The 25,469-nt window shown below is 37.9% G+C and carries 32 protein-coding genes; 5 read left to right on the forward strand and 27 right to left on the reverse strand.

The window, feature by feature from the left end:
- Positions 1 to 126 precede the first annotated feature (126 nt).
- Positions 127 to 375, forward strand: coding sequence for a 30S ribosomal protein S20 (rpsT, locus tag ACQKNC_RS02380; RefSeq protein ID WP_427423285.1), 249 nt, complete (start codon positions 127 to 129; stop codon positions 373 to 375).
- A gap of 185 nt (positions 376 to 560) precedes the next feature.
- Here rpsT and holA read toward each other — a convergent pair whose 3' ends face one another.
- Entirely contained in the window at positions 561 to 1,571 is a 1,011-nt protein-coding gene (gene holA, locus ACQKNC_RS02385; protein WP_427423506.1) for a DNA polymerase III subunit delta, read from the reverse strand.
- A gap of 164 nt (positions 1,572 to 1,735) precedes the next feature.
- Here holA and ACQKNC_RS02390 point away from each other — a divergent pair, with 164 nt between their 5' ends.
- Complete coding sequence (locus ACQKNC_RS02390) at positions 1,736 to 1,873, forward strand: YqzM family protein (protein ID WP_427423286.1); 138 nt, start codon at positions 1,736 to 1,738, stop codon at positions 1,871 to 1,873.
- Between the two features lie 25 nt (positions 1,874 to 1,898).
- Here the strand turns inward: ACQKNC_RS02390 and ACQKNC_RS02395 are convergent, their stop codons facing one another.
- The 3 genes from ACQKNC_RS02395 to ACQKNC_RS02405 all read right to left on the reverse strand — a co-directional run bounded on the left by ACQKNC_RS02395 (position 1,899) and on the right by ACQKNC_RS02405 (position 5,510).
- On the reverse strand, positions 1,899 to 4,169 hold the full coding sequence (locus ACQKNC_RS02395) for a DNA internalization-related competence protein ComEC/Rec2 (RefSeq protein ID WP_427423287.1): 2,271 nt from the start codon (positions 4,167 to 4,169) through the stop codon (positions 1,899 to 1,901).
- A 17-nt stretch (positions 4,170 to 4,186) separates the two neighbouring features.
- Positions 4,187 to 4,756 (reverse strand): ComE operon protein 2, encoded by a 570-nt coding sequence (locus tag ACQKNC_RS02400; protein WP_427423288.1) that lies wholly within the window; start codon positions 4,754 to 4,756, stop codon positions 4,187 to 4,189.
- A 106-nt stretch (positions 4,757 to 4,862) separates the two neighbouring features.
- Positions 4,863 to 5,510 (reverse strand): helix-hairpin-helix domain-containing protein, encoded by a 648-nt coding sequence (locus ACQKNC_RS02405; protein WP_427423289.1) that lies wholly within the window; start codon positions 5,508 to 5,510, stop codon positions 4,863 to 4,865.
- A 380-nt stretch (positions 5,511 to 5,890) separates the two neighbouring features.
- On the opposite strand from ACQKNC_RS02405, the gene ACQKNC_RS02410 reads away from it, so the two are divergent.
- Positions 5,891 to 6,346, forward strand: a complete 456-nt coding sequence (locus ACQKNC_RS02410) for a DUF3997 domain-containing protein (protein ID WP_427423290.1) — start codon at positions 5,891 to 5,893, stop codon at positions 6,344 to 6,346.
- Positions 6,347 to 6,390: 44 nt separating this feature from the next.
- Here the strand turns inward: ACQKNC_RS02410 and ACQKNC_RS02415 are convergent, their stop codons facing one another.
- From ACQKNC_RS02415 to ACQKNC_RS02455, 9 genes are read right to left on the reverse strand one after another with little or no spacing between them, the layout of a single operon-like run.
- Positions 6,391 to 7,131, reverse strand: a complete 741-nt coding sequence (locus ACQKNC_RS02415; RefSeq protein WP_427423291.1) for a class I SAM-dependent DNA methyltransferase — start codon at positions 7,129 to 7,131, stop codon at positions 6,391 to 6,393.
- A 2-nt stretch (positions 7,132 to 7,133) separates the two neighbouring features.
- The gene (gene rsfS / locus ACQKNC_RS02420; RefSeq protein WP_427423292.1) at positions 7,134 to 7,478 is read right to left on the reverse strand and encodes a ribosome silencing factor; all 345 of its coding nucleotides are present in this window, start codon (positions 7,476 to 7,478) and stop codon (positions 7,134 to 7,136) included.
- Entirely contained in the window at positions 7,475 to 8,047 is a 573-nt protein-coding gene (gene yqeK, locus ACQKNC_RS02425; protein ID WP_427423293.1) for a bis(5'-nucleosyl)-tetraphosphatase (symmetrical) YqeK, read from the reverse strand. The genes rsfS and yqeK overlap by 4 nt, the downstream gene beginning before the upstream one ends.
- Complete coding sequence (locus ACQKNC_RS02430) at positions 8,016 to 8,606, reverse strand: nicotinate-nucleotide adenylyltransferase (RefSeq protein WP_427423294.1); 591 nt, start codon at positions 8,604 to 8,606, stop codon at positions 8,016 to 8,018. The genes yqeK and ACQKNC_RS02430 overlap by 32 nt, the downstream gene beginning before the upstream one ends.
- Before the next feature lie 9 nt (positions 8,607 to 8,615).
- Positions 8,616 to 8,918, reverse strand: coding sequence for a ribosome assembly RNA-binding protein YhbY (gene yhbY, locus ACQKNC_RS02435; protein ID WP_155591690.1), 303 nt, complete (start codon positions 8,916 to 8,918; stop codon positions 8,616 to 8,618).
- A gap of 5 nt (positions 8,919 to 8,923) precedes the next feature.
- Complete coding sequence (gene aroE, locus ACQKNC_RS02440; protein ID WP_427423295.1) at positions 8,924 to 9,754, reverse strand: shikimate dehydrogenase; 831 nt, start codon at positions 9,752 to 9,754, stop codon at positions 8,924 to 8,926.
- A 30-nt stretch (positions 9,755 to 9,784) separates the two neighbouring features.
- A complete protein-coding gene (gene yqeH, locus ACQKNC_RS02445; RefSeq protein WP_427423296.1) occupies positions 9,785 to 10,888 on the reverse strand; it encodes a ribosome biogenesis GTPase YqeH in 1,104 nt (367 codons plus the stop codon).
- Entirely contained in the window at positions 10,885 to 11,409 is a 525-nt protein-coding gene (locus ACQKNC_RS02450; protein WP_427423507.1) for a YqeG family HAD IIIA-type phosphatase, read from the reverse strand. The genes yqeH and ACQKNC_RS02450 overlap by 4 nt, the downstream gene beginning before the upstream one ends.
- A 33-nt stretch (positions 11,410 to 11,442) precedes the next feature.
- The gene (locus tag ACQKNC_RS02455) at positions 11,443 to 12,225 is read right to left on the reverse strand and encodes a phosphatidylserine decarboxylase (RefSeq protein WP_427423297.1); all 783 of its coding nucleotides are present in this window, start codon (positions 12,223 to 12,225) and stop codon (positions 11,443 to 11,445) included.
- Between the two features lie 136 nt (positions 12,226 to 12,361).
- Between ACQKNC_RS02455 and pssA the strand changes: the two genes are divergently transcribed.
- Positions 12,362 to 12,862: a CDP-diacylglycerol--serine O-phosphatidyltransferase gene (gene pssA / locus ACQKNC_RS02460; protein WP_100546109.1), complete on the forward strand. Its 501-nt coding sequence runs from the start codon at positions 12,362 to 12,364 to the stop codon at positions 12,860 to 12,862.
- Positions 12,863 to 12,949: 87 nt separating this feature from the next.
- On the forward strand, positions 12,950 to 13,657 hold the full coding sequence (gene sigK / locus ACQKNC_RS02465) for an RNA polymerase sporulation sigma factor SigK (RefSeq protein WP_053484741.1): 708 nt from the start codon (positions 12,950 to 12,952) through the stop codon (positions 13,655 to 13,657).
- A gap of 154 nt (positions 13,658 to 13,811) precedes the next feature.
- Here sigK and ACQKNC_RS02470 read toward each other — a convergent pair whose 3' ends face one another.
- From ACQKNC_RS02470 to ACQKNC_RS02535, 14 genes are all read right to left on the reverse strand, one after another.
- Positions 13,812 to 14,078: a hypothetical protein gene (locus tag ACQKNC_RS02470; RefSeq protein WP_427423298.1), complete on the reverse strand. Its 267-nt coding sequence runs from the start codon at positions 14,076 to 14,078 to the stop codon at positions 13,812 to 13,814.
- A gap of 389 nt (positions 14,079 to 14,467) precedes the next feature.
- Positions 14,468 to 15,160 (reverse strand): 5'-methylthioadenosine/S-adenosylhomocysteine nucleosidase, encoded by a 693-nt coding sequence (gene mtnN / locus ACQKNC_RS02475; protein ID WP_427423299.1) that lies wholly within the window; start codon positions 15,158 to 15,160, stop codon positions 14,468 to 14,470.
- A 61-nt stretch (positions 15,161 to 15,221) separates the two neighbouring features.
- Complete coding sequence (locus ACQKNC_RS02480) at positions 15,222 to 15,875, reverse strand: YrrS family protein (protein WP_427423300.1); 654 nt, start codon at positions 15,873 to 15,875, stop codon at positions 15,222 to 15,224.
- A gap of 183 nt (positions 15,876 to 16,058) precedes the next feature.
- Positions 16,059 to 16,547, reverse strand: coding sequence for a transcription elongation factor GreA (greA, locus tag ACQKNC_RS02485; RefSeq protein ID WP_400722700.1), 489 nt, complete (start codon positions 16,545 to 16,547; stop codon positions 16,059 to 16,061).
- A 187-nt stretch (positions 16,548 to 16,734) separates the two neighbouring features.
- On the reverse strand, positions 16,735 to 17,373 hold the full coding sequence (gene udk, locus ACQKNC_RS02490; protein ID WP_049667740.1) for a uridine kinase: 639 nt from the start codon (positions 17,371 to 17,373) through the stop codon (positions 16,735 to 16,737).
- Positions 17,373 to 18,653 carry a peptidase U32 family protein gene (locus ACQKNC_RS02495; protein WP_427423301.1) on the reverse strand — a complete coding sequence of 427 codons (1,281 nt, stop codon included), beginning with the start codon at positions 18,651 to 18,653 and terminating at the stop codon, positions 17,373 to 17,375. The genes udk and ACQKNC_RS02495 overlap by 1 nt, the downstream gene beginning before the upstream one ends.
- Positions 18,654 to 18,667: 14 nt before the next feature.
- Positions 18,668 to 19,600 carry a peptidase U32 family protein gene (locus ACQKNC_RS02500; protein WP_427423302.1) on the reverse strand — a complete coding sequence of 311 codons (933 nt, stop codon included), beginning with the start codon at positions 19,598 to 19,600 and terminating at the stop codon, positions 18,668 to 18,670.
- 5 nt (positions 19,601 to 19,605) lie between these two features.
- Positions 19,606 to 20,238: an O-methyltransferase gene (locus ACQKNC_RS02505; RefSeq protein WP_427423303.1), complete on the reverse strand. Its 633-nt coding sequence runs from the start codon at positions 20,236 to 20,238 to the stop codon at positions 19,606 to 19,608.
- A 707-nt stretch (positions 20,239 to 20,945) separates the two neighbouring features.
- Entirely contained in the window at positions 20,946 to 22,073 is a 1,128-nt protein-coding gene (gene mltG, locus ACQKNC_RS02510) for an endolytic transglycosylase MltG (RefSeq protein ID WP_427423304.1), read from the reverse strand.
- Between the two features lie 953 nt (positions 22,074 to 23,026).
- Positions 23,027 to 23,341 carry a DUF1292 domain-containing protein gene (locus ACQKNC_RS02515; RefSeq protein WP_427423305.1) on the reverse strand — a complete coding sequence of 105 codons (315 nt, stop codon included), beginning with the start codon at positions 23,339 to 23,341 and terminating at the stop codon, positions 23,027 to 23,029.
- A gap of 615 nt (positions 23,342 to 23,956) precedes the next feature.
- Entirely contained in the window at positions 23,957 to 24,211 is a 255-nt protein-coding gene (locus ACQKNC_RS02520) for a DUF1292 domain-containing protein (RefSeq protein ID WP_427423306.1), read from the reverse strand.
- A 178-nt stretch (positions 24,212 to 24,389) separates the two neighbouring features.
- Positions 24,390 to 24,698, reverse strand: coding sequence for a DUF1292 domain-containing protein (locus ACQKNC_RS02525; protein ID WP_427423307.1), 309 nt, complete (start codon positions 24,696 to 24,698; stop codon positions 24,390 to 24,392).
- Between the two features lie 18 nt (positions 24,699 to 24,716).
- Positions 24,717 to 25,133: a Holliday junction resolvase RuvX gene (ruvX, locus tag ACQKNC_RS02530; protein ID WP_197145001.1), complete on the reverse strand. Its 417-nt coding sequence runs from the start codon at positions 25,131 to 25,133 to the stop codon at positions 24,717 to 24,719.
- Between the two features lie 2 nt (positions 25,134 to 25,135).
- Positions 25,136 to 25,402 carry an IreB family regulatory phosphoprotein gene (locus ACQKNC_RS02535; RefSeq protein ID WP_004226839.1) on the reverse strand — a complete coding sequence of 89 codons (267 nt, stop codon included), beginning with the start codon at positions 25,400 to 25,402 and terminating at the stop codon, positions 25,136 to 25,138.
- Between the last annotated feature and the right edge of the window lie 67 nt (positions 25,403 to 25,469).

Raw genomic sequence — 25,469 nt, forward strand, 5'->3', positions numbered from 1 at the left:
AGTAAATATTCTTTGCATTTATCTATTGCAATTTGGCCTAGCGTTTGTTAAAATGATTTTTGTTGTATTGACACAAGAAATCAATGAGAAGATATCATCTCGTACCTAATTTAGGAGGTGAAAGATATGCCAAACATTAAATCTGCGATTAAACGCGTAAAAGTTAACGAAAAAGCTAACGCTGCTAACTCTCAAGCTAAATCTGCAATGCGTACTACAGTGAAAAAAGCTGAAAACGCTGTTGCTGCTAAAGCTGAAAACGCACAAGAACTTTTACAAGCAGCTTACAAATCTTTAGATAAAGCAGCTTCAAAAGGACTTATCCACAAAAACGCGGCGGCTCGTAAAAAGTCTCGCCTTTCTAAAAAAGCGTAATTGTTATAAAGGATCAGTATACTCTATTAAGAGTAGCTGATCTTTTTAATTTATTAGAAAATCAATTATCTCTGTTGCAATGCGCTATCACTTCGTTTTCCCATTGCATTTACTATAAAGAGCTGCCCCCTATTGCTTCGGACAGCTCATCAATAGATATTTCTTACTAAACAATCGCTATATCCTTAAAGTTGACGCAGCAAAAAGAGTTCTAAATAACGTTCACGATTGCCTCCAGTTGATTTCAGCTGTAAATCGACCTCTGCTAACTGATATAAAGCCTTCAATAAGCTTTCCTCTGATGGACGATTACGCTGCTCAACCATCAACTTGACACGATAAGGATGTATTTTTAAATTTTTTGCAATTTGCTGTGGATGATAGCCCTTTTTTAATAAATAAAATACATTGGACATCGTACGTACATTTGATGCAAGTAATCCAACAAGCATGATAGGCTCTTGCTTTTGACGTAGTAAATCGTGATAAATAGACAATGCCCCTACAGAATCGTTCGCAAAGTAAGCATTTAACATTTTAAAGGCATCCTGCTCTAACGTTTTTGCCACTAAATCCTCGACTAACGTAGTAGTAATTTCACCACCATCTCCTATATAAAGAGTTAGCTTCTCTATTTCCATTTGCAACTGTAGCATATTGGGTCCAACCATTGCGACAAGCTGCTCAATCGCATTTTGTGTTATGCTGTTACCCTCTGTTTTGACTTTACTTTGTATCCACACTGCCAAGTCCTGCTCCTTTGGTGTTTCAGCTTGGACTAATAACGCATGCTCCTTCATCATCTTTGTCACTTTTTTACGTTCATCCAATTTCTCATAAGGTGCGATAAAAACTGTTACTGAAAAATCGGAAGGGTTAGCAAGCCATGATTCTAAGCGCTTTATATCATGGTCAATTTTTTCTTTTCCCTTTTCGGTTGCCTTTAAAAAAGATGCATTCTTAGCAATGATAAGCTTTCGTTCAGAGAAAAAAGGAATTGTATCTGCTTCATCTATAACGACATCCACAGGCATTTCTTCCAAATCAAATGTTGACATCTCTATCTCTTCTTCTGGCCCTATCGCTTCTTTTAACCGTTTAACTGTTTCGTCTATAAAATAGCTTTCCTCACCAACTAGTAAATAAACCGGTGAGAGCTCTCCTTTTTTGATATTATTCCAAACCGTTGAAATCATAATTTTCCCTCCATGTAGCAATACTACTAGTATACATGATTTATATTCCTTTGTGACTTTGACCGAATTGTGTCGATTCTTTGCCATATGGCAAATTCTCCTTTTCGATATAGCTTTTATGAAATTGATGTCTTATAATAAATAACAGAATTGGAGGGATAACAATGAATCCATTTGAAGGAAAAAACATACAATGTCGCCGTAACGATGCAACTGATTCAGGAGTTGGCTTCGGTGTATCATTCGGAATGTTTTCACTTATGTTTATTATCGCAATTATAGTAGAAGTAGCATCTAGATAATTATGTACGAGGAAAAAGACCTTGCTCATTGGACAAGGTCTTTTTCCATTTGCACAGACCAACTATCTTCACGAATTCTTACTTCGATCGTCCCATCTACTCCTGTTGTTAAAGTAGCTAAATTTCGACTTGTAAAACGCTCCACAACCTCATCATGCGGATGACGATAGCGATTATTGAGCCCAGCGCTGAAAATGGTTAATTCAGGCCGTAACAGCTCCACAAACGGCTCAATACTTGATGTTTTACTGCCATGGTGCCCAGCCTTCAACAATGTCAAATCCGCTAATTGCTTGTTGTAAAGTTTTATAAGCTCCTGTTCACCATGCTCCTCTAAGTCACCTGTTAGCAACGCTCGAAATGAACCCTGATGCATATATAAAACAATTGAATCATCATTCCCCTCGTACAGGGTGTCACGGGGCCATAAATAATGAAAATTAGTTTTTCCTATGCGCCACGCATTTCCCTGCATTTTTTCTTTCACTGGGACTTTTTTCTTTTTGGCTTCCATCAGTAAATCTCGCATTACAGGCTTATCCATTGAACCCGGAGTGAGATGAATTTCATGCATATTAATCTCTTGCAAAATCTCTTCAGCTCCCTCCACGTGATCGGCATCCGCATGAGTGACGATAAAAATATCAATATCTCGTATCCCTTTTCCTTTCAAAAACGGTACAACAACCTGTCTCCCAACTTCATACTGGCTCTCTGAAGTCTTCCATATTTCCTGCTCAAAGCGTAGTAAGCCTCCTGAATCAATGACATATACAGCCCTTCTAAACGGTAATTCAATAACTGTACAATCTCCCTGACCAACGTTTAAAAATGTAAGCTTTGTTTCCTTAAACATCATCGGAGATAAATGAATACACAATGCAGGAATGAAAATCACAACTGCAAACCTACTATAATGCTTTATCTCGATAAAATAGAAGCCTGCTAATACACTTATCAAAGCCACGCCAATAAGCCATATAGCGGGCTTCCCTGGCGACCACAGCTGAAACGGTAATTCCTGAAAATATAAAATAAACTTTGTAAGCCACATACGGAGCGGCTCATACCCGACAAACAAAGCTTTAGCTACTGGCATTGAAATAATCGTTACAACAAACATGACAATATTCATAGGTAAAATAACAAAGGAAAACAGTGGTACGAAAATAATATTTGCTAAAAATGATGAGATAGAAATTTCATAAAAATGATGGAGTAATAATGGATAAACAAGAAGCTGGCACACAAATGTAATGAGAAATGAACGGATTAGCCAGTTGGTGGATAGTCTTAAAATGACGCCAGAATAGACAAGACTAACCGTTGCTAAATAGGATAATTGAAAACCAATCTGATAAATAACACCTGGCTCAAGTAGAACAAAGCAAATAAAGCTAGTTGCTAGAGCATCATCCATAGATATTTGCCACCTAGCGTAGCGCATCAACATGATTAATTCTACGACAGACACAGCGCGCCATACGGAAGGAGCACCACCTGCTATCACCCCGTATATAGGTAAGATGATGAGTAGAACTAAGGATGCCATTTCCTTCCGTACACCTATACGTAGAAGACCTTCAAAAAACAACCATGAGACTAGTGCCACATGTAGACCAGAGATAGCAAATAGATGGGTGATACCCAGCTTTTGATAGGCTCTTTGAAGCTCCTGATCGACTTGATCCTGTAGTCCTATTAGAAGTGCTTGCGCCTCTGCAACTAGTGACTCCGGAAATGTAGTTTCTATATGTTTTTTCATATAGTGTCTCTGCTTAGCAAGAAATGAACGAATAGTTTTTTTCTCTTCTTTAAAGGTCCAGCTTGAAACTTCAAATATTCCCCTAGCACCTTTACTTATCAAATATTTTTCCATAGAAAACGCATACGCATGTGCCGGTGGAAGAGGGGCTATAAGTTCTCCTTGAACTAGAAAGGTCCAGCCTGTCAATGAAGTAGTTTCATAAAAGCTTTTCTCTTGTTCTGACGAAAAAGTATAGACGACATACAGTTTCTCACCTGTTTCAGTTTTTACAAAGCCTCTGAGCTTTTGACCATTTATTTTATATTCACTTGACCAAGTTATTTGGAATGTTGACGGTAGAGGGGAAGATTCCGTCAGTTGAAATGTAACGATGAAGAAATAGGAAAGAAATCCAATGACTATAACAAGGGCTGAAATTAAACGGGTTTCACCTTTCAATTTAAGCCATAACGCGAAAAGCAGAAGAATAGCGAGTAGCCAAGCTGTCTTGTGTGCCGCTATTGACGCTACAAGTACAGCTAGTGCCACGTAAACCCATTTATGCTTTAAAGCTTTTTGCCAAATAATGCACTCACCTTCTGTTCATATGGGAGCAATTTTTCTGCAGGCATACCACTCTCACGAAGCTCGTTTAACATGTCTAAATACAAGGCTAATTTTTCGTCGCTTAAAAAGTCGATTTTACGTTCATCAAACGGAACGTGTACAACCTCTACACCTGCTTTTTCAAATAACTCTTGAGCATAAGGGTTATTTTTATAATCGGTAGCGTAATAGACGCGTTCAATACCTGCTTGAATAATAGATTTCGTACATGGTAGACATGGGAAATGTGTAACATATAAGTCTGCACCTTTCGTTGGCGTACCATATTTAGCACATTGTAACAGTGCATTCATCTCAGCATGGACTGTACGCACACAATGGTTATCAACAACGTAGCAACCTTTTTCAATACAATGTTCATCACCTGTAATTGAACCGTTATAGCCACCTGCAATAATTCTCTTATCTCTAACGACAGTTGCTCCTACTGCAAGTCTTGTGCATGTACTACGTAATGCGAGTAAATGGCTTTGCGCCATGAAAAATTGATCCCAAGTAATTCGCTCCATATGACTACCTCCATAAATTTACATTGTTCGTTCATTGCAATAGTTTTTTATTCTATAGTTTAGCCCTTTTTGAAAAGAATCGTCAATATCTCAAAACTCACTTCCATTATTTAACTGTAATGAAATCCTTCAGCTTCTCAAACGTTCTTTCGCCAATACCACTCACCTTTTTTAAATCCTCAATTGTTTTAAAGCCACCATTCTCCTCACGATACGAAATAATGCTTTGAGCCTTTGATGGACCAATACCCGATAATGTCGTTAGTGCTGCTTCATCTGCTTTATTTAAATTGACCTTTTGATCTTTCATACCATTGTTACTTTGTGATGTTCCGCTAGTAGGCATCGTCAAGATATTAGTGGTAATTTCGTCAGGCTTTTCACCCTTTATAGGAATGTAAATAACCATCTCATCCTCGACTTTTTGCGCATGATTAATGAGCTGCGTATCAGCATCCTGCGTATAGCCACCTGCAAGCTTTACCGCATCCATAATACGCTGGTCAGTCTGTAGCTCATAGACACCTGGATACATAACAGCACCCTTTATATCAACAAATACCTGCTGTATGACCGCTTCATCAACAGATTCTTTTATTTCATATTTTTCAATAGGTTGGATTGTTTCGATGAGCTCTTCTTGGGGAGGTGAAGAGTCAGAACTCGAAAAAAAGAAGTAACTAAGTCCACTGATTGCAAGTATGCCGGGGATCAACATACTTTTTTTGTACTTTTGCCAAAAAGATTGGATCATCTATAACATCCTTTCCATTGCAAAAGGTAATCATATGGAGTCTATTTCATCTTACAATATCATTCATGCGTTGAAAAGATAAATTATTTAAAGCAAGTGCTAAGACTAAAAAGATGGCCCATACCCTTTGCTAATTATGGAACCCATAAGCTTATGTAAGATTATATATTCTTTGAATAATAAAAGCCCATCAGCATAACGGAAATCAGCCTAGTCACTTCAATAATTCAATCCATCACTTTTATTTCTTCCGATCAATGTGAAAAGAACAACAGTGCTTATTAGTGCAGCGTGGCTCTTTGCCCCTTTCAATTTGGTAGTAAGAAACAGAAACACTTTTTTGGAAAAAATCGTCATTGATTTTAGTTAGGAGGATTCATTTGAAGAATAAAATATTTTTAGTCATAAATTCAATTATGCTATTGATATTAGTTGGTTGTGCAGGTTTAGCAGACTACACAATCCCACTACCAAATGGATATCGAATCGATCGTTTATCTGCACATCAAATCGGCATATATGGAGAAGAACCAGTAGTAGAGCAAGGAGAGGTACAGGATAATGTAATTAATTATAACTATGTGCCTCCGAAAGTAGCAGATATTTGGTGGAATGACAATTATATTATTGCCAAACAAGTGACTCTCCAAAGTATAAATGGTGGTGTAGCTGAGCCAAATGAAGAGCAGTTTGCATTTTGGATCGTTGATATGCATGCTCATACCGTTTATGGACCACTTAACGAAGAAGCTCTTATCCAACAAAAGAAACTTTTTAATCTGTCTGAAGAAGTGATATTAATTCCGATTGAAGATTTGAGTGATCTTCGACAATAAAAAGTAAAAACAGCTTACTGGTTAGTTACCAGCAAGCTGTTTTACTATTTCACCGCACGGATAAAAATACGTTCACTTTCATATTCAGGGCCTTCATCTGTAAAATCTGCTGTTACTTCTACATGTTTAAAGCCAATTTCCTGAAGCCATGTCATATATTGCTCAATCGAGAATGTGCGTTGGTTGTGCTCCTCGTCAAAGCGTTCATACAGATTACTCTCAGCATCACGCACATAAAACGTCATTTGGTGGACAACGGAATATTCAAAATCGCCAGGCTCCGTATGCCATACATAGCTAATATCACCATCATCATACGTAAACGGTCCGTCTAAAAATATATCATTCATTTTAAATAACGAATGTACGTCAAAAAACAGCTGGCCTCCATCTCGTAAAGCACCATAAATACGTTCTAATGTTGAATAAACTGCTTTTTCTTCCACTACATAATTCAGCGAATCAATAGCAATCGTTACAACATCAAGCGCCTCAAAGCCCTCTAATTCATCCATCGACATACAATAGAGAGGTACATGCAATCCTGCATCAGAAAAGCGCTCTGCGGCAATTGAGAGCATATTTTCAGATAAGTCAATTCCACTCACCTTGTAACCTGCCTGCGCAAACAGCATGCCAAGCACACCTGTCCCACAGCCTATATCTAAAAGATTTGGAAATTGACTGCTCGGTGCATGCTGCAAAACCCATTTCACATAAAGATTGTAAGGAATATCGGTTTGCAGTTCATCATACACGTGTGCAAATCGTTCGTAACTACTCACACTTAAGCCTCTGGCACGTCTAGTTGAGGAGCATCGCCCCATAGTCGCTCTAAGTTATAATAAGCGCGTTCATCTTTATGGAATACATGCGCTACAACATCTCCAAGATCGACAAGAACCCAGCGTGCTGCATCAAAGCCTTCTACACGGCGAATTTCATAGCCCTCTTTTTCTGCAATCTCTTGTAATTCACGTGCGATTGCTTGCACTTGGCGATCTGAATTACCATGAGCAATAATAAAGTAATCTGCTAAAAGTGAAATTCCTTGCATATTTAAAACGACAATATCCTCACCATGTTTGTCGTCAATCGCTTTGTAAGCTGCTTGTAATAAAGTTGAAGTCATCCTTCACTGTCCTCTCTTTTCATCATATCGTTGTAACATTCTATTGATAATGGATAAATTGGTTGTTTGGTATCAATTAAAAACGCCAATGTATGGCGCACACAAGCACTCATCGCTTTATCCAAATTTTTCTTTGCTTTTTTTCGCAGACGATCTACACCATCAAATTTACGATTGGGTTCAATCATATCTGCAACAAAAATAATTTTTTCTAAACGGCTCATTCCTACGCGTCCTGTTGTATGAAAACGAATAGCATTTAACATATTCTCATCTGTAATGCCAAATTCGCTTTCTGCAATATAAGCACCTACTGGGCCATGCAGCAATTCACTACCCCAGCCAATAAGGCGAACATCTAATGTTTTATCACGGACGATTTGCTCCATCCATTCAATATCAGCATATTTCGCAATATCGTGAAGTATAGCTGCTGTCTCAGCTTTTTTTTCATCCTCGCCATATAATTTCGCTAGCTCAATGGCCGTTTCCATTACACCTATGGTATGAATAAAGCGCTTTTCAGGCATGCGTGGCTTAATCGCCGCTAAGTACTGTTCGCGTTCCATAAAGACCTTCCTCTCGTATGAACGTCTCTACTGCTTCAGGCAGTAAAAAAGTAACCGTTCCTCCCGTAACAAGGCGTTCACGAATCAGTGTGGACGATAAATCGATTTGGGGAGCTTCCACCATTACTATAGGATAATCTGTTGTGGCCTCTGTTCCTGGACGCTTTACTCCTACAAATTGCACAAGCTTCACTAATTCATCAATACAGTACCATGTATGAAGCGAATCAATCATGTCGCCACCAATGATAAAGTAAAATTTTACATTAGGCTCTCTTATACACATCGCAGAAAGTGTCTTATATGAATAGGATACGCCACCCTCCTCCACCTCATACGACTCCACAGAAAAATACGAATATGGACTTATTGCACGTTTTACCATTTCAAGACGCTCCACATCGCTAGCATCATGACGTACGAACTTATGTGGTGGCAACGCATTTGGCATAAAGCGAACTTCATCTAGCTCTAAAGCATGCAGTACTTCATTAGCCATCATCAAATGCCCATTATGTGGTGGATTAAATGTACCTCCCAGTAAACCGACCTTTTTCATCGTCTCACCTTATTTCGTTGCTTTTGGTAATACAATCTTTTTATGATTGCGTGACTCTTTATATAAAACAACTGTCAGTCCAATTAATTGCACAAGTTCTGCATGAGCACCTTTAGCAAGTGCTTCTGCAACTTCATGCTTGTCCTCCTCACAGTTATCTAAAATACGTACCTTAATCAACTCTCGTACTTCTAATGCTTCACGAATTTGCTTTGTCATTTCGTCATTAACGCCGCCTTTTCCTACTTGGAAAATTGGTGTTAAATGATGTGCTTCTGCACGTAAAAAACGTTTCTGTTTACCTGTTAACATAAAAATTAATATCCTCCTAATTGCACCTTCAGTTGCGCAATCATTGAATTTGTATTTGGGTATTCACCAAGCCAATGCTCAAAAGCAATAGCTCCTTGGTGAACGAACATTCCAAGACCCGTAACGACGGTTGCTCCTTTTTCCTCAGCCGCTTTTAAAAAAGGCGTCATTAATGGATTATACACAATATCGGCAACAATTGCGCCTTCTGCAAGTCGTTCTAGTGAAAATGGCATTGAAAAATTGCCCGTAGCAAGTCCAGCCGATGTCATTTGCACTAAAATGCCGAAATCGGCTAATGTTTCCTCGGCTTCCATTAAAGAAATGGCTTTACCTATGCCCATTTCATCGACAATTGCTTGGGCATTTGCCACTGTGCGATTTGCTATAGTTAAATTCGTATAACCTTGCTGCTGCATAGCAAATGCTATACCTCGTGCAGCACCGCCCGCACCGATAAGAAGGACTGGCTTATTTTTATGTAACTTGCCAACCGCTTCTTCTAATGAGCGAACAAAACCAACACCGTCTGTATTGTAGCCTTTTAATTTTCCTTCTTTTGTTCGGACAACCGTATTGACAGCTCCCATTTTTTCTGCCAACTCATCTAGCTCATCTAAGTAAGGAATGATCGCTGTTTTATGTGGGATTGTAATATTCCAGCCACTAGCACCTAATGTTTTCAAGCCAACAACCGCTGACTCCAAATTTTCAGAAGATACATGCACTGGAATATACGTCGCATCTATCGACAATTCCTCGAACCAAGCATTATGCATCGCTGGGGATTTTGAATGCTCAATCGGATCACCAATAACTGCAAACCATTTCTTCATTTCTTAGTCCCTCTTCTCTACTTGTACTTCCTAAATTAGTGATGGGCGAATTGAAACTTGTACACCCTTTGGCGCATAAGCCGCTACAACTACATTGGCATGCTGCACAGTAATCCATCCAAGACCAGAGAATACAACATCTGTTTTTGCATCTTTAATAGAGAACTCATGACGCACTAATGGCGGTAGCTGTTCTATAAATTCAGCAGTTGGAGGTGCCAGTAATTCACCCTTATGCTCAGCATACAATGTATCTGCCTTTTCAAGCTTTGTACGGTGAATTGGTAAGTCATTTGCCACATGGACGGTAAATGCCGAACGATCTCCTTGAATAAAGTCAAAACGAGCAAGAGCACCAATAAATAATGTTTGTTCTGCATTTTGTTGATACACTTTTGGCTTTATTTCTTTTTTAGGCATAATATATTTTAATTCGCTAGAATCAATATGGTGTGCCATCTGATGGTGATTAATAATTCCTGGTGTATCATATAATGCACTACCATCATCTAATGGAATTTCAATCATATCTAAAGTGGTACCTGGGAAATGAGAAGTTGTAATAATCTCGCCTTCACCAGTAGCCTGCTTGATAATGCGATTAATGAACGTGGATTTCCCAACATTTGTACAACCTACAACGTACACATTTTGTCCATTACGGTACTCATCAATGGCTTCCATTGCTTCGGCCATCCCTTTACCTTTATGGGCACTCACTAAAAGTACATCGACAGGTTGTAGACCAAGAGCCTTTGCTTCACGTTTTAGCCAATTAATCACTTTTTTCGGTTTCACAGATTTCGGTAATAAATCGGCTTTATTCGCGATTAATAACACAGGATTTTTACCAACGAAGCGGTGTAGTCCTGGTAACCAGCTCCCATTGAAGTCAAATATATCAACAATTTTTACGATTAAGCCTTGCTGTGTTCCAAGACCGTTTAATATGCGTAAAAAATCGTCATCTGTTAATGAAACTGGTTGAATTTCATTATAATTTTTCAAACGGAAGCAACGTTGGCAAATGACCACGTCTTTTTCTAATGATGATGGGGGTGCATACCCAACTGCTGTTTTATCTTCTGTTTGAATTGTTGTACCACAGCCAATACAATTTGGCATTTCGTTCATTCTTTTTCCTCCCAAGTATTAATACCTTTTCGTTTTAAATCATTGAACACACGACGTTCAATAAATCGATTGAATTTTGTTACTAGCCCATCAGATTGGGCAACTGGTTTTACTAGTACCGTATGCAGGCCTAAGCGATTTGCGCCCATTACATCTGTTAGTAGTTGGTCTCCTAGCATTACTACTTCCTGTGGTCGTAGCCCTAATTGAATAATTGCACCATAAAAGGCATTACGAAGTGGCTTTCTCGCCTTATGAATATATGGAATACCTAATGGCTCAGCAAAATGCTTTACACGTGCTTCTTTGTTATTTGACGCAATAATAACACGAATGCCTGATTCTTTCATAATGCGAAGCCAAATAATAAGCTCTTCCGTTGCATCTGGACGGTCCCATTCTACAAGCGTATTATCTAAATCCGTAATGATTCCTTTAATGCCTAAGTCTTGAAGCTTTTCTGGTGTAATTTCAAAAATACTCGTGACAAATTCGTCTGGTAATAAAAAATTATACAAAATAGCGACCCCTAATCTAAACGTATTATTCGACCATTATAGCATATTTGCAAAGGCTTCACCCATTCGAATTGGGCTTCCTTGTACAACATTTTCCGTAAATTCTATTGCATCCTTTTCAAACAGCATAACTACTGTTGAACCGAATGAAAAATATCCAACTTCTTCACCCTTACGCCATTGTGTCGTTGTATTAGTAAGTACGATAGAGTTTACAAAGGTAGCACCAACTTTAATAAACGCTACCTGCTGATTATTAGCGACTTTTAGCTCTGTTACTGAACGGTAATTGTGTGAAATTGGTTTTTTACCGTATGTAAGACCGGCCTGATTAACAGGATAGGATTTTTGTCCAAGTGTATATTGCCTTAGTACTTGCCCATCAATTGGACTATGAATACGATGATAATCTGCAGGACTCAAGTAAAACACGATAAAATGTCCATCTGCATATTGTGAAGCACGTTCTGCATTGCCAAGTAAATCTTGTAATGCATAAGGCTTACCCTTTACTAGAAATGTCATATCCCATTCAATACGTCCAAATGATTCCACTTTTGCATCCACTGGACTTACATATGTAGTGGGATTTTGTTCAATTGGACGCGCATCTTCTAAAAGCTCTCTTGTAAAAAAGTCATGTAAACTTGAAAATTGTTGTTGTTTTTTTGAAACCTCTTCAAGATTAATGTCGTATACCTTCATATAACTGGGAATAATACGTTTGCTCCACTTTGCTTTTGCAATAGATTGCAAAAGATGGGAAGATTGCTTACCATTTGTTAATTCAATCAAGCGTTGATATAGTTTTTCTTTCATAAAACAAAACCCCTATCGATTAATTTAGACTGTCAATTTTTTCGCATTCGAAGTATAATGGTACAATATCTTAAGTGCAAAGGAGTGATCCCCCTTGTTTTTTTATCACAAGTTGGTGGATACCACGGTTAAGAAAATGAAATCGCAAGCAGCAAACTTTATCACAATCAGTAATATGTCCTTCGGCGGCGCGGCCATAATGGCTACACTACACGAATACTATAGCTACAGTGTCTTGTTTATCTTTATTGCAGCCCTTCTTGATCGTTATGATGGAAAGGTAGCTAGAGCACTCGGACAAGTGTCTGATCTAGGTAAACAATTAGATTCTATGAGTGATATTATATCATTTGGTGTAGCGCCTGCATTATTAATGTATAAAGTTGTCTTAGTCGACTTCGGTTTCGTCGGAATGACAATGACAGTACTATACATCATTTGCGGTGCGATGAGATTAGCTCGCTTCAATATTTCTGAAGCAAACGGTTATTTTACAGGGTTACCAATTACAGCGGCAGGTACGATCTTAACTTTAACGTATTTTGCATCTAATACGTTCCACCCGGCATTTTACCTTTTCCTATTCCCAATACTAGCATTACTCATGATTAGTACAATCACGTTAAAAAAAGTGTAACAGCGCATTTGCTGTTGCACTTTTTTTCATTTAACACAGTTTTATAACATATACTGTCGAAAAATGGGGAAAGGATGAAATCATTCAATGAGCGGAATTTTTACATCTATGTTGCAGTTATGGCTTGAGATCCCAGCGTTACTTGGCTATTTAAAGGGGCAAACATTCCATAAACCCTTTTCAAAAGAAGAGGAAGCTGCTTGTATTGAACGATTTTTAGGCGGTGATGAGCAAGCGCGTCTTGATCTAATTGAACGCAATATGAGACTCGTCGCACACGTTGTGAAAAAATTCCACCCAAAGCATGAACAACTTGATGATTATATTTCCATCGGTACTATTGGTCTTATGAAAGCCGTAGAAAGTTATACTCCTGACAAAAAAACACGCCTTGCCACTTATGCTGCCCGTTGTATCGAAAATGAAATTTTAATGCATCTTCGTACACAGAAAAAAGTGCAAAAAGATGTCAGCTTATTTGAGCCAATTGGTACAGATAAAGATGGTAATGCCCTACAAATCAGAGATCTCTTACAATGCGATGAAGAGAGTGCAACAGAAAAACTTGAACATAAAGAGCATGTTGCCCAACTATATCATTATTTGCATATGCTTGACGAACGTGAACTCGAAATCGTTACACTACGCTATGGCCTAAACCAACAGGACGCACTTACACAAAAGGAAATTGCTGCACGTTTAAATATTTCTCGTAGCTATGTATCTCGCATTGAAAAGCGAGCGCTTATTAAACTCTATCAATTATATAAACGAGATCAAAAGATTATTGAGTAATATATTGTAAATTGATAATTATAAAATTTCAATAAACCCATAACATAATTCTGCATTAAATCTTGTATTTTTTGTTACAAAAGTAATCCTTAGGCTCATCACCATAACGTGGGGTTGATATCCGTTCCGACTTGGTGCTTTGTTGTTGCTGTCGCTACGCTTTCGCACAGAGCAGAGCTTCCTGGGAGCGTCTGATGAGCCGCTTAGGGCAATAAATGTTTTTTGCGCGAAAGCGAAGCGGCAGCGGCACGTTGTTTTTTGCGCGAAAGCGAAGCGGCAGCGGCACGTTGTTTTTTGCGCGAAAGCGAAGCGGCAGCGGCAGGATGTTGGTTACGAAGGCATTATCACAGGACGTGATGCTCTTAGCTTTCTCTCCTATACGATCCAGGACTGTGACGCTGATCCCCCAAGGAGTCGCCAAGTCTCCACTCCAATCAACTTATATACAAAGCAGCATACATATTAACAAATGTCATCCCAATAAAAAAGCCCCCTTGCGTCATAAAATGTCGCAAGAGAGCTTTTTCTCTTAATGAGTTTCAACAGACTCTGAGAGTTCTACTGAAATAAGTGTACCGAGTAACATCGTTAAAATGACTACACCTGCTGTTAAAAATAGCATCATGAATGCCTCCCATCTATAAATGAAGAGATTTAATTAACAACAGTTTAGCATTAGTGAGACTTTTAAACTGTGATTTTTCTCACACTAAAAGATACTCATTTTGACTATTTTGTGTAGTTTATACCGCAGAATGGTGAAAAATAATAATCGGCGGAAACGATGAAAACCCCCACTATTTATTAATTTTATAACGATTCGATAGCTTTTAGTACTACTTGTGTTGAATGCTTTGCAGCTACTGGTAAAAACTCATCGAAGCTAATATTCGATTCTTTTCCAGCAATATCCGATAAAGCACGAATAACAACAAAGGGAGTACCAAATTGATGGCATACTTGTGCAACAGCTGCTGCTTCCATCTCTACTGCCTTCATTTGCGGGAAATGACGACGGACAGCTTCTACACGAACAGGGTCATTCATAAAAGTATCACCAGAGCAAATTAAACCAATACCGTATTGGTGCTCTCCAACAGCCTCTACTGCCTCTTCAGCCACTTTCATAAGTTTTTCATCTGATTTGTAAGCAGCTGGCATTCCTGCCATCTGACCAATTTCATAACCGAAAATTGTTACATCTACATCATGATGACGGACTTCATCTGAAATAACGACTGCACCTACTTCAAGATTTTCATCATAGCCTCCGGCAGAGCCCGTATTAATGACTACATCAGGCTTGAATTCATGTAATAGAATAGTAGTTGACATTGCAGCATTCACTTTACCTATACCACTTTTTAGTAAAACTACCTCTTTCCCATTATAAGTTCCTGTTGTATACTCACCGCCTGCAATTGTTGTGCTTTTTGCTTGATCTAATGATGCTCGTAGAAGCTCTACCTCTTCTTCCATTGCGCCGATTACAGCAATTTTCATGTCTATTTTACTTCCCTTCTTAATTTAACTCTATTAAAAATAAGCAATCAAGTTATTTTCGTCAATAGGCGCCATTTAAAGTATTTAGTTGTTCCACTTTCACTGGTTGCCAACCTTCATTGTCGACCCATTCCATGCTAACGCGATACATTTTTGTCTTATCCTTCGTTGAAACTGTTGCAATAGCTGAATTAGCACCACCATTATTCCCCATACGCCAGATAATCATATTATCCTTTTCGATGCTTGTAACGGCTGTAACAGTTGCTACCTTTTCAGCCCAGTCTATTGATTGATCATCATAAGAAGACACATGCTGACCTGATTGTGCTGTAGGTGTAGGCTGCCAATTTTTATTTGTTATGACCTTGTCAACAATTGGGTTGTCTGACGTAGTTTCAATAGTAGCGTCCTTTTCAGGTGTTTGAGTCTCTTCTGTAGAATCTTCCTTTGCAGATTTTTCCTCTTTACCTGTAACATCATTATTTTGCTCTTTAGAAGGCTTGTCCTTCACATTCTCGTTATCGTGTTTTTGCTCTTGTATTGGCTCGTCTTTCTCAGCTTTTCCTGCATCATCCTGCCATTTAAACACAATTGTTGCTGTTATAATAATTAATATCACGACAATACCAATTAAAACATTCAATAGTTTATCTAGCTTTTTATTACGAGATGGCTGCAAATGACGACTGCTTCGAGTTTGTCTTTCACTCATGAAGTCTCCCCCTCTCTAGCCATTATTCTATATCAAGTTCAACAGTACTTGCAAAATAATTGTGCTCTTATATTTTTTATGAAGAAAAATAAAGGCATCTCGACATATTTTCCATAGATGATAGCATGAAGATAAAAGCAGCTAGCTCTCCTTTAAAAAGATAAGCTAACTGCTTGTACAAAATTATTTTATTGAAATAATTTTAACTTTCATTTCACCACCTGGTGTTTGTACGACAACCTCTTCGCCTTCAGCACGACCTAGCAAGCCTTTAGCAATTGGTGATTCATTTGAAATACGGAATTCCATTGGATCTGCCTCAGCCGATCCAACAATTGTATATGATTCCTTGTCTGTGGAAGGTTTTCCGTTAATAATTTCTACAAATGTAACCGTTTTCCCTAACGATACTACACTGTTGTCTGTTTCGTCCTCAGAAATAATAACTGCATTACGAATCATTGATTTTAATGTAGAAATTCGACCTTCTAAAAAGGCTTGTTCTTCTTTTGCAGAATCATACTCAGCATTTTCAGAAAGATCCCCGAAATCACGAGCGATTTTAATACGTTCTACGATTTCCTTACGTGTTTCCGTTTCTAATTTCACTAATTCTTCTTCTAATTTTCTTTTACCTTCAGCTGTCATTGGGTACTGTTTTTCGTTTGCCAAAGTTCTTCACTCCTTGTTTTCGTCAATATAAAAACATAAAACTCGATTAAGTGCCTAGTAGGATTCACTTAATCGAATTTTATTATTTTTAAACGGTTTCAAATTACTCTTTGACCTAATAGTATGCATGCCTTTCTGAAATATGTACAGATTTGCATGTAAATATTGTCAATACCACTCTATCTTATTACAATACGTTGTCGGTTTCAAGGATAGTTTTAATCTTAGTTACCATTAAATCAATCGCAACCTCATTATCCCCGCCTTCAGGAATAATAATATCAGCATAACGTTTCGTCGGTTCAATAAATAAATTATGCATTGGACGTACTGCCGATAAATATTGGTCGATTACAGAGTCCGTTGTACGTCCACGCTCTTTTATATCACGCATTATACGACGAATAATACGTAAATCTGAGTCCGTATCTACAAATAATTTAATGTCCATTAAATCACGTAAGTCTGCATCTTCTAACACTAAAATACCTTCTAGTATAATAACATCTACAGGCTCTACATGAATAACTTCTTGAGCTCTTGTATGCTGCACATAATCATATACTGGCTTTTCGATTGGTTGACGAACCAATAATTTTTTTAGGTGTTCAATTAACAAATCATTATCAAACGCTAACGGATGGTCATAGTTTGTACCTAAACGCTCCTCAAAAGTTAAATGACTTTGATCTTTATAGTAAAAATCTTGTTCAATTACAACTACTGAATGATCGCGGAAAACATCATAAATAGCACGGGTCACACTCGTTTTTCCCGAGCATGAGCCACCAGCGATTCCGATGACGACTGGACGCTTTGCTGCCATTAATTATTCTCCTTTCGCATCATGTTATGTGGTTTTAATGGTGTATCGCATTTAAATTTAACAATTTGTAGTGGATGACGTGCAGCATCTAAGCTATTGCCATCCTCATCCCAAATTTCACCTATTGTAAAACGGAAATTTTCGATTTCTGGTCCAAAGAACTCTACCTCATCACCAGGTTTAAAATAGTTACGTTGTTGCATTGTAACAATTTTTGTTTCTGGGTCATGCTCTAAAATTAAACCAGCAAATTCATAAGTCGTTTTACGGCCATGTACACCAAACATTTGCTCCTCGTGGCCAGGGGCATCATGGAAGAATGCTTCTGCAGTATCACGGTTAGCACATTTATCTAGTTCCTCGAGCCATTCACGTTTAATTTTGAAATTGTCAGGGTCAGCACAATAAGCGTCAATCACTTTGCGGTACACTGAAACAACTGTAGCAACATAGTGAATGGATTTCATACGACCTTCTACTTTTAATGAATCAATACCAAGTTCAATCATATGTGGAATTGCTTCAATCAGCTTTAAATCTTTCGGACTCATCGCAAAAGGTGCGTGATTGTCATCGAAAAGTGCCTTTTCTTCGCCATCCTCTAGCTCATATAAATCATAGTCCCAGCGACAAGATTGACAGCAACCACCACGGTTAGAGTCACGAGCAGTCATATGATTTGAAAGTACACAGCGACCAGAATAGGCGATACACATTGCTCCATGAACGAAAGCTTCAATTTCAATATCGACTTTTTCTTTCATCAGCTTCATTTCTTCGCCGCCAACTTCTCGTGCTAATACTACACGATGTAAGCCTTCTTCTTTCCAATACTGTACTGCCTTCCAGTTCGATAAAGATTGCTGTGTAGAAAGGTGAATTTCAAGCTTTGGTGCAGCTGTACGGCATGTTTCAATGATTAATGGGTCCGCTACAATAATGCCTGTAACACCTGCAGATTCAATATCTTGTAAATATTGCTCTAAGCCGTCCATATTTTCATTGTGTGCGAAAATATTTGTCGTCACATATATTTTTGCACCGTATTTATTGGCGAATTCAACACCTTCGCGCATTTCTTCAATAGAGAAGTTATCTGCGTTTGAACGTAGACCGAACTCTCGTCCACCGATAAATACAGCATCCGCTCCATAATGGACTGCTACTTTTAATTTTTCTAAACTACCTGCAGGGGCAAGTAGCTCTGGTTTTTTTGTAATGACACGTTTACCGTCTACAATCTCACGGATTTTGTCATTTTGCTCTAATACTAATGCCATGTTCTTGCCACCTCCTAGTAAACTGTTTCCTTGAAGATAAAGCCAGTATCAAGAGGTCTGATGGTAGGCTGAATGTCTTCAATTTTTGCTAATAAATCATCTTTAATATCTTCGTACGCATCTTCTGATTCGTCAAAATATGTGTCAATTGCTTGACGATAAGCTTCTGTTACCGTGGCCACATATTCTGGTGTTTGAAGAACACCCTCAATTTTCAATGCATCAATGCCACCTTCGAATAATTCACCAAGCTCATCAATAATGCACATATCGTTTGGACTGAAAATATGAGTACCGTTAGCGTCCTCATAAATCGGATATTTATTATTACGTTCATCATCATGAAGGAACATATTACGGTTTTCCTTACGATTTTCAATTTCCATTACCTTATCTTGATATAAGAAATAATGGCCTAGTAATGGACGTTTTGATTGGAACATACATGTCATTCCATGTACTTGAACCTCAATCTCTACTTCTGTATTTTCTTTAATTTCTAGCACTTCATCTAAAGAAAGTTCACGTGAAAGTACTGCGCGAGTTGCTCCGCGTTTTCCCCAATAATTTGCCGTAAACCAGTTCGTTGCAGTCGTTTCTGGATTCCAGTGTAGCGGAATTGTTACACCTTGCTCACGACGAATGATTAATACTGCTGGATCACCGTAAATTAAACGGTCAACGCCAATACGTTGCATTTCTTTTAAATACTCGGCAAGCGCATCCAATTTTTCATTATGGAATAGCGCATTTACCGCAACATAAACCTTTTTACCCGCTGCATGAATCAGCTTTGTAGCTTCTTCCACTTCACTAACAGAAAATTCTCCTGCTAGACGAAGACCAAATTGTTGTTCACCAATGACAAAAGCATCTGCTCCAGCCTGTAAAAGTGCTTTTACATGGTCCACTGAATGCGGAGTAACAAGCAATTCAGGTTTTTTCATAATAGTCACCTCTTCAAACATAGTAATAAACCATCACCGACTGGTAAAAATGCACTTGTATAATCAGGGTGCTGCATAATCCACTCGGTAAAATTTTTTAAATTGCGAATCATTGTACGCTTACGACGCGGTACATCTTTTAAATCCAAATCTGATAAGCCATGCATATACATATTATCGATATACAGTACTCCGCCAGATTTTACAAGAGGAGCATACTTTTCAAAAAAACGTTGATATTGTCCCTTTGCAGCATCGATAAAAACTGCATCGAAGGTCGTATGAATTGCTTCATCATTCACCTCTAAGGCATCACCTTCTATGACCATAATACGATCTGATACTATAGAACGTTCAATATAAGCCTTTGCTCTAGAAACACGCTCTGTATCACGCTCAATTGTAACAATATGCACATCCGGTAAAGCCTCAGCCATTCTTATTGCAGAATAACCAATTGCTGTACCTATCTCTAAAATTTTCGACGGATTTTGAATACGTAGCAGTTGATTTAGTGCATCAATGCCTGCAAGCTGCATAATCGGTACATGATTCTCCTCAGCAAATGCTTCCATTTCTAAAAGCAATTCATTACGTGGTTGAATAAAAGATTGTATATATGCATCTGATAATTCCATTTTTAAGTTCACCCTCATATCAAATATGCCTCGACATAATTGCGTCCGGAATCGGCTTTATGCTTAGGCCTGCAGTTGTTTTTTGTGCGAAAGCGTAGTGCTAACGCAGCGACAGCAACAGTTGTTTTTTGTGCGAAAGCGTAGTGCTAACGCAGCGACAGCAACAGTTGTTTTTTGTGCGAAAGCGTAGTGCTAACGCAGCGACAGCAACAATACGATGCAGGTCAGTTAGCCGTTATCGCATGGATGCGATGATTTTAGGCTAACACCCTCTAAGAGCTCCTTACCGATTCCGTGACATCCGCCGGAGGCTTCATCATTTAGCAACAAAAAGAAAAAGACCAAACGTGATGTCTTGGTACTTCGTCATACAAAAATGAGCAATTGTTTTTATAAGCTCAAAACAATTGCCACCACGTATATTATTCCGCATTAACGGATTGATTGAATTTTTTCCATGCGGATTGAATAAAAATCACAATTTATAATAGCACGAAAATAGAAGGAAAGCTATTTTTCTTTCCTTCTATCCACATTATTGCTATTTATTTTTTAATTATATCAATTATACCTCGGCATAATTGCGTCCGGAATCAGCTTTAAATTATTTCAGCAGATGTTTACTACCCCCGCTGAAATTAACTTAAACTCCCATTCATGTCACCTATTAAGGAGCGGGGGCTTCTATTGAAAGAAGTTAAAAGAAATTACTCTGCCTTGCGCAAATATTTTTCTTCTTTCTGTAAATGTTCTTCATAAGTTTTCGAGAAGTGATTGACACCCTCTTTATCAGCTAAGAAGAAGAGATAATCTGTTTTACTTGGATTAAGCGCCGCTTCAATTGAAGTTTTTCCAGCACCTGCAATAGGACCTGGTGGTAAGCCTTTATTTTTGTAAGTATTATAGGCATTATCTACTTCTAAATCTTTATATAGTACACGATCTTTATGGGATCCAAGTGCATATAAAACAGTTGGATCTGTTTGTAGTGGCATCCCTTGATCGATACGATTATAGAATACGCTCGCAATAGTTTCTCGATCTGTTTGGGCAGTAGCTTCTCTTTCCAGTAAAGAAGCAAATGTTAATAATTGATGAACTGACATTTTCTTTTCAGCTAGAACATCGCTATAATTTTTCACAACCTTGTCCATTGCCCCTACCATTTCGTCTACAATCGATTCCAATGATGGTTTTTCTTCAAAATAAGAATAAGTTGCAGGGAATAAATAGCCCTCTAAATCATAACGAATATTATCAGCTAAAACCGCATCTGTCACAAGATCAGGATATTTAGCCTTCATTTGTTGAACAAATGCATCGCTTGTTACTAAAGCCATAAATTCTTTTTGAGTGTATGGTGTTTTCTTTTCCACAATATTCCCAATTTGTTCAAGTGTTAAACCTTCAGGTATTGTCATTGTAAAGACTGGTTTACGGTATACTTTTCCGGTTTTTAAACTTTCGATTAGCTCATCTAATGTCATTGACTGTGTTAAATCATATTTCCCTGCTTGGAACTGAGATTCATTTTTAAATTTAGCATAGTATTTAAAAACACGAGCATCTTTAATAATCCCTTTTTCCTCTAGGAGCGTCGAAATAGATCCTAAACTTGAGCCAATTGGTACTTCAACTGCAATTGTTTTAGTCGCATCAGGATCCACTGGTTTTAAGGCACTCTTCACATAATTATAGCCAAGTAAACCGACAATCCCTATTATTAGAACAACAGCAATTGCAACAATAGCAACGATTTTTCTCACAACTTTTACCTCGGATTTTCTTTCTTGCATTTTTGAAAACATTTCTTGTTTTTTTGAACCGTTATTCACGGGTTTCCCCCCTATCACTCCATTATCATACTAGAAATCAACTTTCACGACAAACAGAAATGGATAATTCAGTAGAAATATCACACATAGAAATAGCTTTCGACAAAAGAATGAATATAATAAATCAAAGTTGATTTTCACAGGTTTAGTCAACAAGGTGAAATCAAAACAGTTTTATGGATTTGATAAAATACTGGAGAAATCTAGATAGAGATAGATTACATTAGGATAAGATAGGTTCGAATAATACTTCCATAATGAAAAACAAAAATCTGCCAATTAAATTGTTAGCAGATTCAATAATATTTTCCCCGCATTAACGGTTGGAAACTTACTACGTCATATAAAAGTGATAACGTATTACTTATTTGAGGCTATAATTGAAAAGCTTCTTGTTTGACACATTTACTAGCTTTAGACACACTTCGTCCACCAACAACTTACATTGCTTTTGTCACGATATCAATAGTCGCAATAATTTTGACATAATGCGAACAGCTCCATCTATCATGATAGCATCCTCCATAGGATTATAGCCCCCATCTATGGCGTAGATCTTATTGACAGCCGCTGCTTCTGCTTCAGCTAATGAACAAGCTAATAACTGAGGATCAACACCGATTAATTGAATATTTTTTTCGTTTTTTTATAACATCCTCAACAGAAAAAAACATTCTCCTTTGTTTTATCCAACTCCAATTATTCATTATTCTGAAATAGTAGTAGAGTTCGAGAAAAATTGACGACATCATGGGGACAGAAACTTTTGCGTTTTGTGTTAAATCATTAATGTTTAACAATTAAATTCAGTCGAAATTACATAAATTTCATTTATAGAAGGAAACTTATGAGATAAAAATTTTCTATTAATATTCCACAAGCTATTCCTTAATGTTGTTTTGTTGCTTAATGATAAAAAACTCTGAGCAGCACTTTACCACTCAGAGTTTTTATTACAAATCATTTAATACATCTTCAACAAATGCCCATTCTTCATCTGTTTCAATCGGTAATAATTCTTCAATTGTTCCGTCATTCCCAGCTACATATTGTGCAGCAAAAATATCTGGCTCTTCCATTGGCTTGTCCGTTGCCAGAACATATAGTACATAGGATTTACCAAATTGTTCTGATGAAAATGTATGAATGACCTCACATACCTGATCTGTTCCATCTTCATCTGTTACTGTAATTAGCTGCGGCTCCTCTTCAAACTCATCTAGAAGTGTGAGGACTACCTCATTAATCATTTCCGATACGAAAAACATATACATTTCTTAAAAAATGTAAACATCTCTACTGTGACACAACTTATATCTTTTGACTTTCGTTTTGTGTCTTCCTTATTCACCGAGTACTTTACCCTATCTAGAGAGGTTATTTACATTTTTATATTTGTATATATTTTTCTTGTTCACACAAAGGCGCAACCCTTCATGCAGTCTTTCTCTCACGAGTAGACCTCTTATGCTTTCACATAAGCGCAGACTATATCTTCATCTTATCTTCTAATAAGAGCCACATTTTTCTTCCGCCATTCGCTTGCGGTTTTACTCTCCCTCAAGGAGATAGTCGTTGAACGTCTTCCTTGTCTCGTTAGAGATTTAGGAGTTCGCTGCTAAACATCCATTGTCAAAGCACTTAGCGCCACCGTTTTCCGTTGTCACGTTGATCCTTTACGGACACTGAGTAATTTTTTTCAGCTTATGCCATCCTTGTTGTTTTTTCTGCTTTCGCACCGTTACGTCTGCCGTTTCCAGCTCCGCGTTGGTCACAAGGCTTTAGGAGTTAAAAGCAATTAACGTGGAGTTCGCACCAATCGCTTGATACGAAGGGTATTCTGTTATAAATCTATGCTTCTATACGGGTTAGTATAGTTTTGTCTAAATTTGTTGTAACAGTTTAGTTACCCATTCAGCCTCTGTTTCAACAGGCTGTAAATTTGTCATTTCTCCATTGTTATCATCATAATCAAATGTCATAGCAGAAATGTCACCTGGGACTTCATTACCATCTTCGTCAATTAACGAAAACAATACATATGATTTTTCTTCTGCATCGAAGGTGAAGACAACACGACACTTTTGTTCCTTGCCATCCTCTCCAACTATAAGAAATTCTTGCGTTTCCTCGTTCATTCAATCTCCTCCTTTTAACTATACGAGTCTTTAAATATTCAGTATCTTCCGGTGATACTGAAACTATCTCAACACAGACTCATCTTACAACCTCATAGCTACTACGTTCTTCCAAAAGTAAAAAAGGAACAAGGAGTGCTTGTTGCCATCCTTGTTCCACACTTTTAAAGATTACGAATTAATCTTCGTCTTCATCCTCTAAAGCGTTTAATACGTCTTCTACCATATCCCACTCTGCTTCAGTTTCGATTGGTGTTAATTCACCATCTTCACCATTTTCAGATGGTACAAATGAAGATACGAAGATTTCTACAGATCCATCCTCATCTTCTTCTGCGCCTACCATAGAGTAAAATACGTATGATTTGCCAAATTCAGCTGATTCATGTACGTGAATTACTTCACAAAGCTGTTCGTTTCCGTTCTCGTCAATCACTGTAATGTGTTGTACATGTAATTCTTCTTCGTGGTTATGCTCGTGTGCCATGTGGTGTCACCTCATCAATTAATTTTTGCTATCCAAGTAGCCTTGCAAAATCATCACAGCAGCCATTTTATCAATGACTTGCTTACGCTTTTTGCGACTCACGTCTGCTTCGATTAGCATACGCTCAGCAGCCATCGTTGTTAAACGCTCATCCCAAAGCTTGACCGGTAGAGAAAAAGTCTCTTCTAAAAGCTTTTTATAGTTTTCAGAAGCCTCCCCACGCGGTCCTACCGTATTATTCATGTTTTTCGGGTATCCTACAACAAATTCTGTTATGGCATACTCCTTCACTAGTTCGGCTATACGTTCAATACCGAACTCGCCGTTAGCTTCATCAATTTTTACGGTTTCAATACCTTGGGCCGTCCACCCTAAAGCATCACTAACAGCAACGCCAACGGTTTTTGACCCAACGTCTAATCCCATAATTCTCATTTCTAGTCCTCGTTATTCTTTTTAATATAAAATTTAACAAGCTCTTCTAGAATTTCGTCACGCTCAAGCTTGCGGATTAAATTACGAGCATCCTGATGGCGAGGAATATACGCCGGATCACCAGAAAGTAAATAACCGACAATCTGATTGATAGGATTATATCCCTTTTCCTCTAGTGAAGAATGTACTTTCAACATTACCTGCTTGACTTCCTGTTCCATTGATTCTTCTGGAAAATTAAATTTCATCGTTTGATCAAATGAACTCATGACCAGCACCTCGCTTTCAGAAATAAGGAGATGTGCAAAAAAAGCTCATCTCCAATTTCTCTTTATT

This window comes from Lysinibacillus sp. NPDC094177, assembly GCF_050279145.1.
In the GTDB taxonomy this organism is placed as follows: Bacteria; Bacillota; Bacilli; order Bacillales_A; family Planococcaceae; genus Lysinibacillus.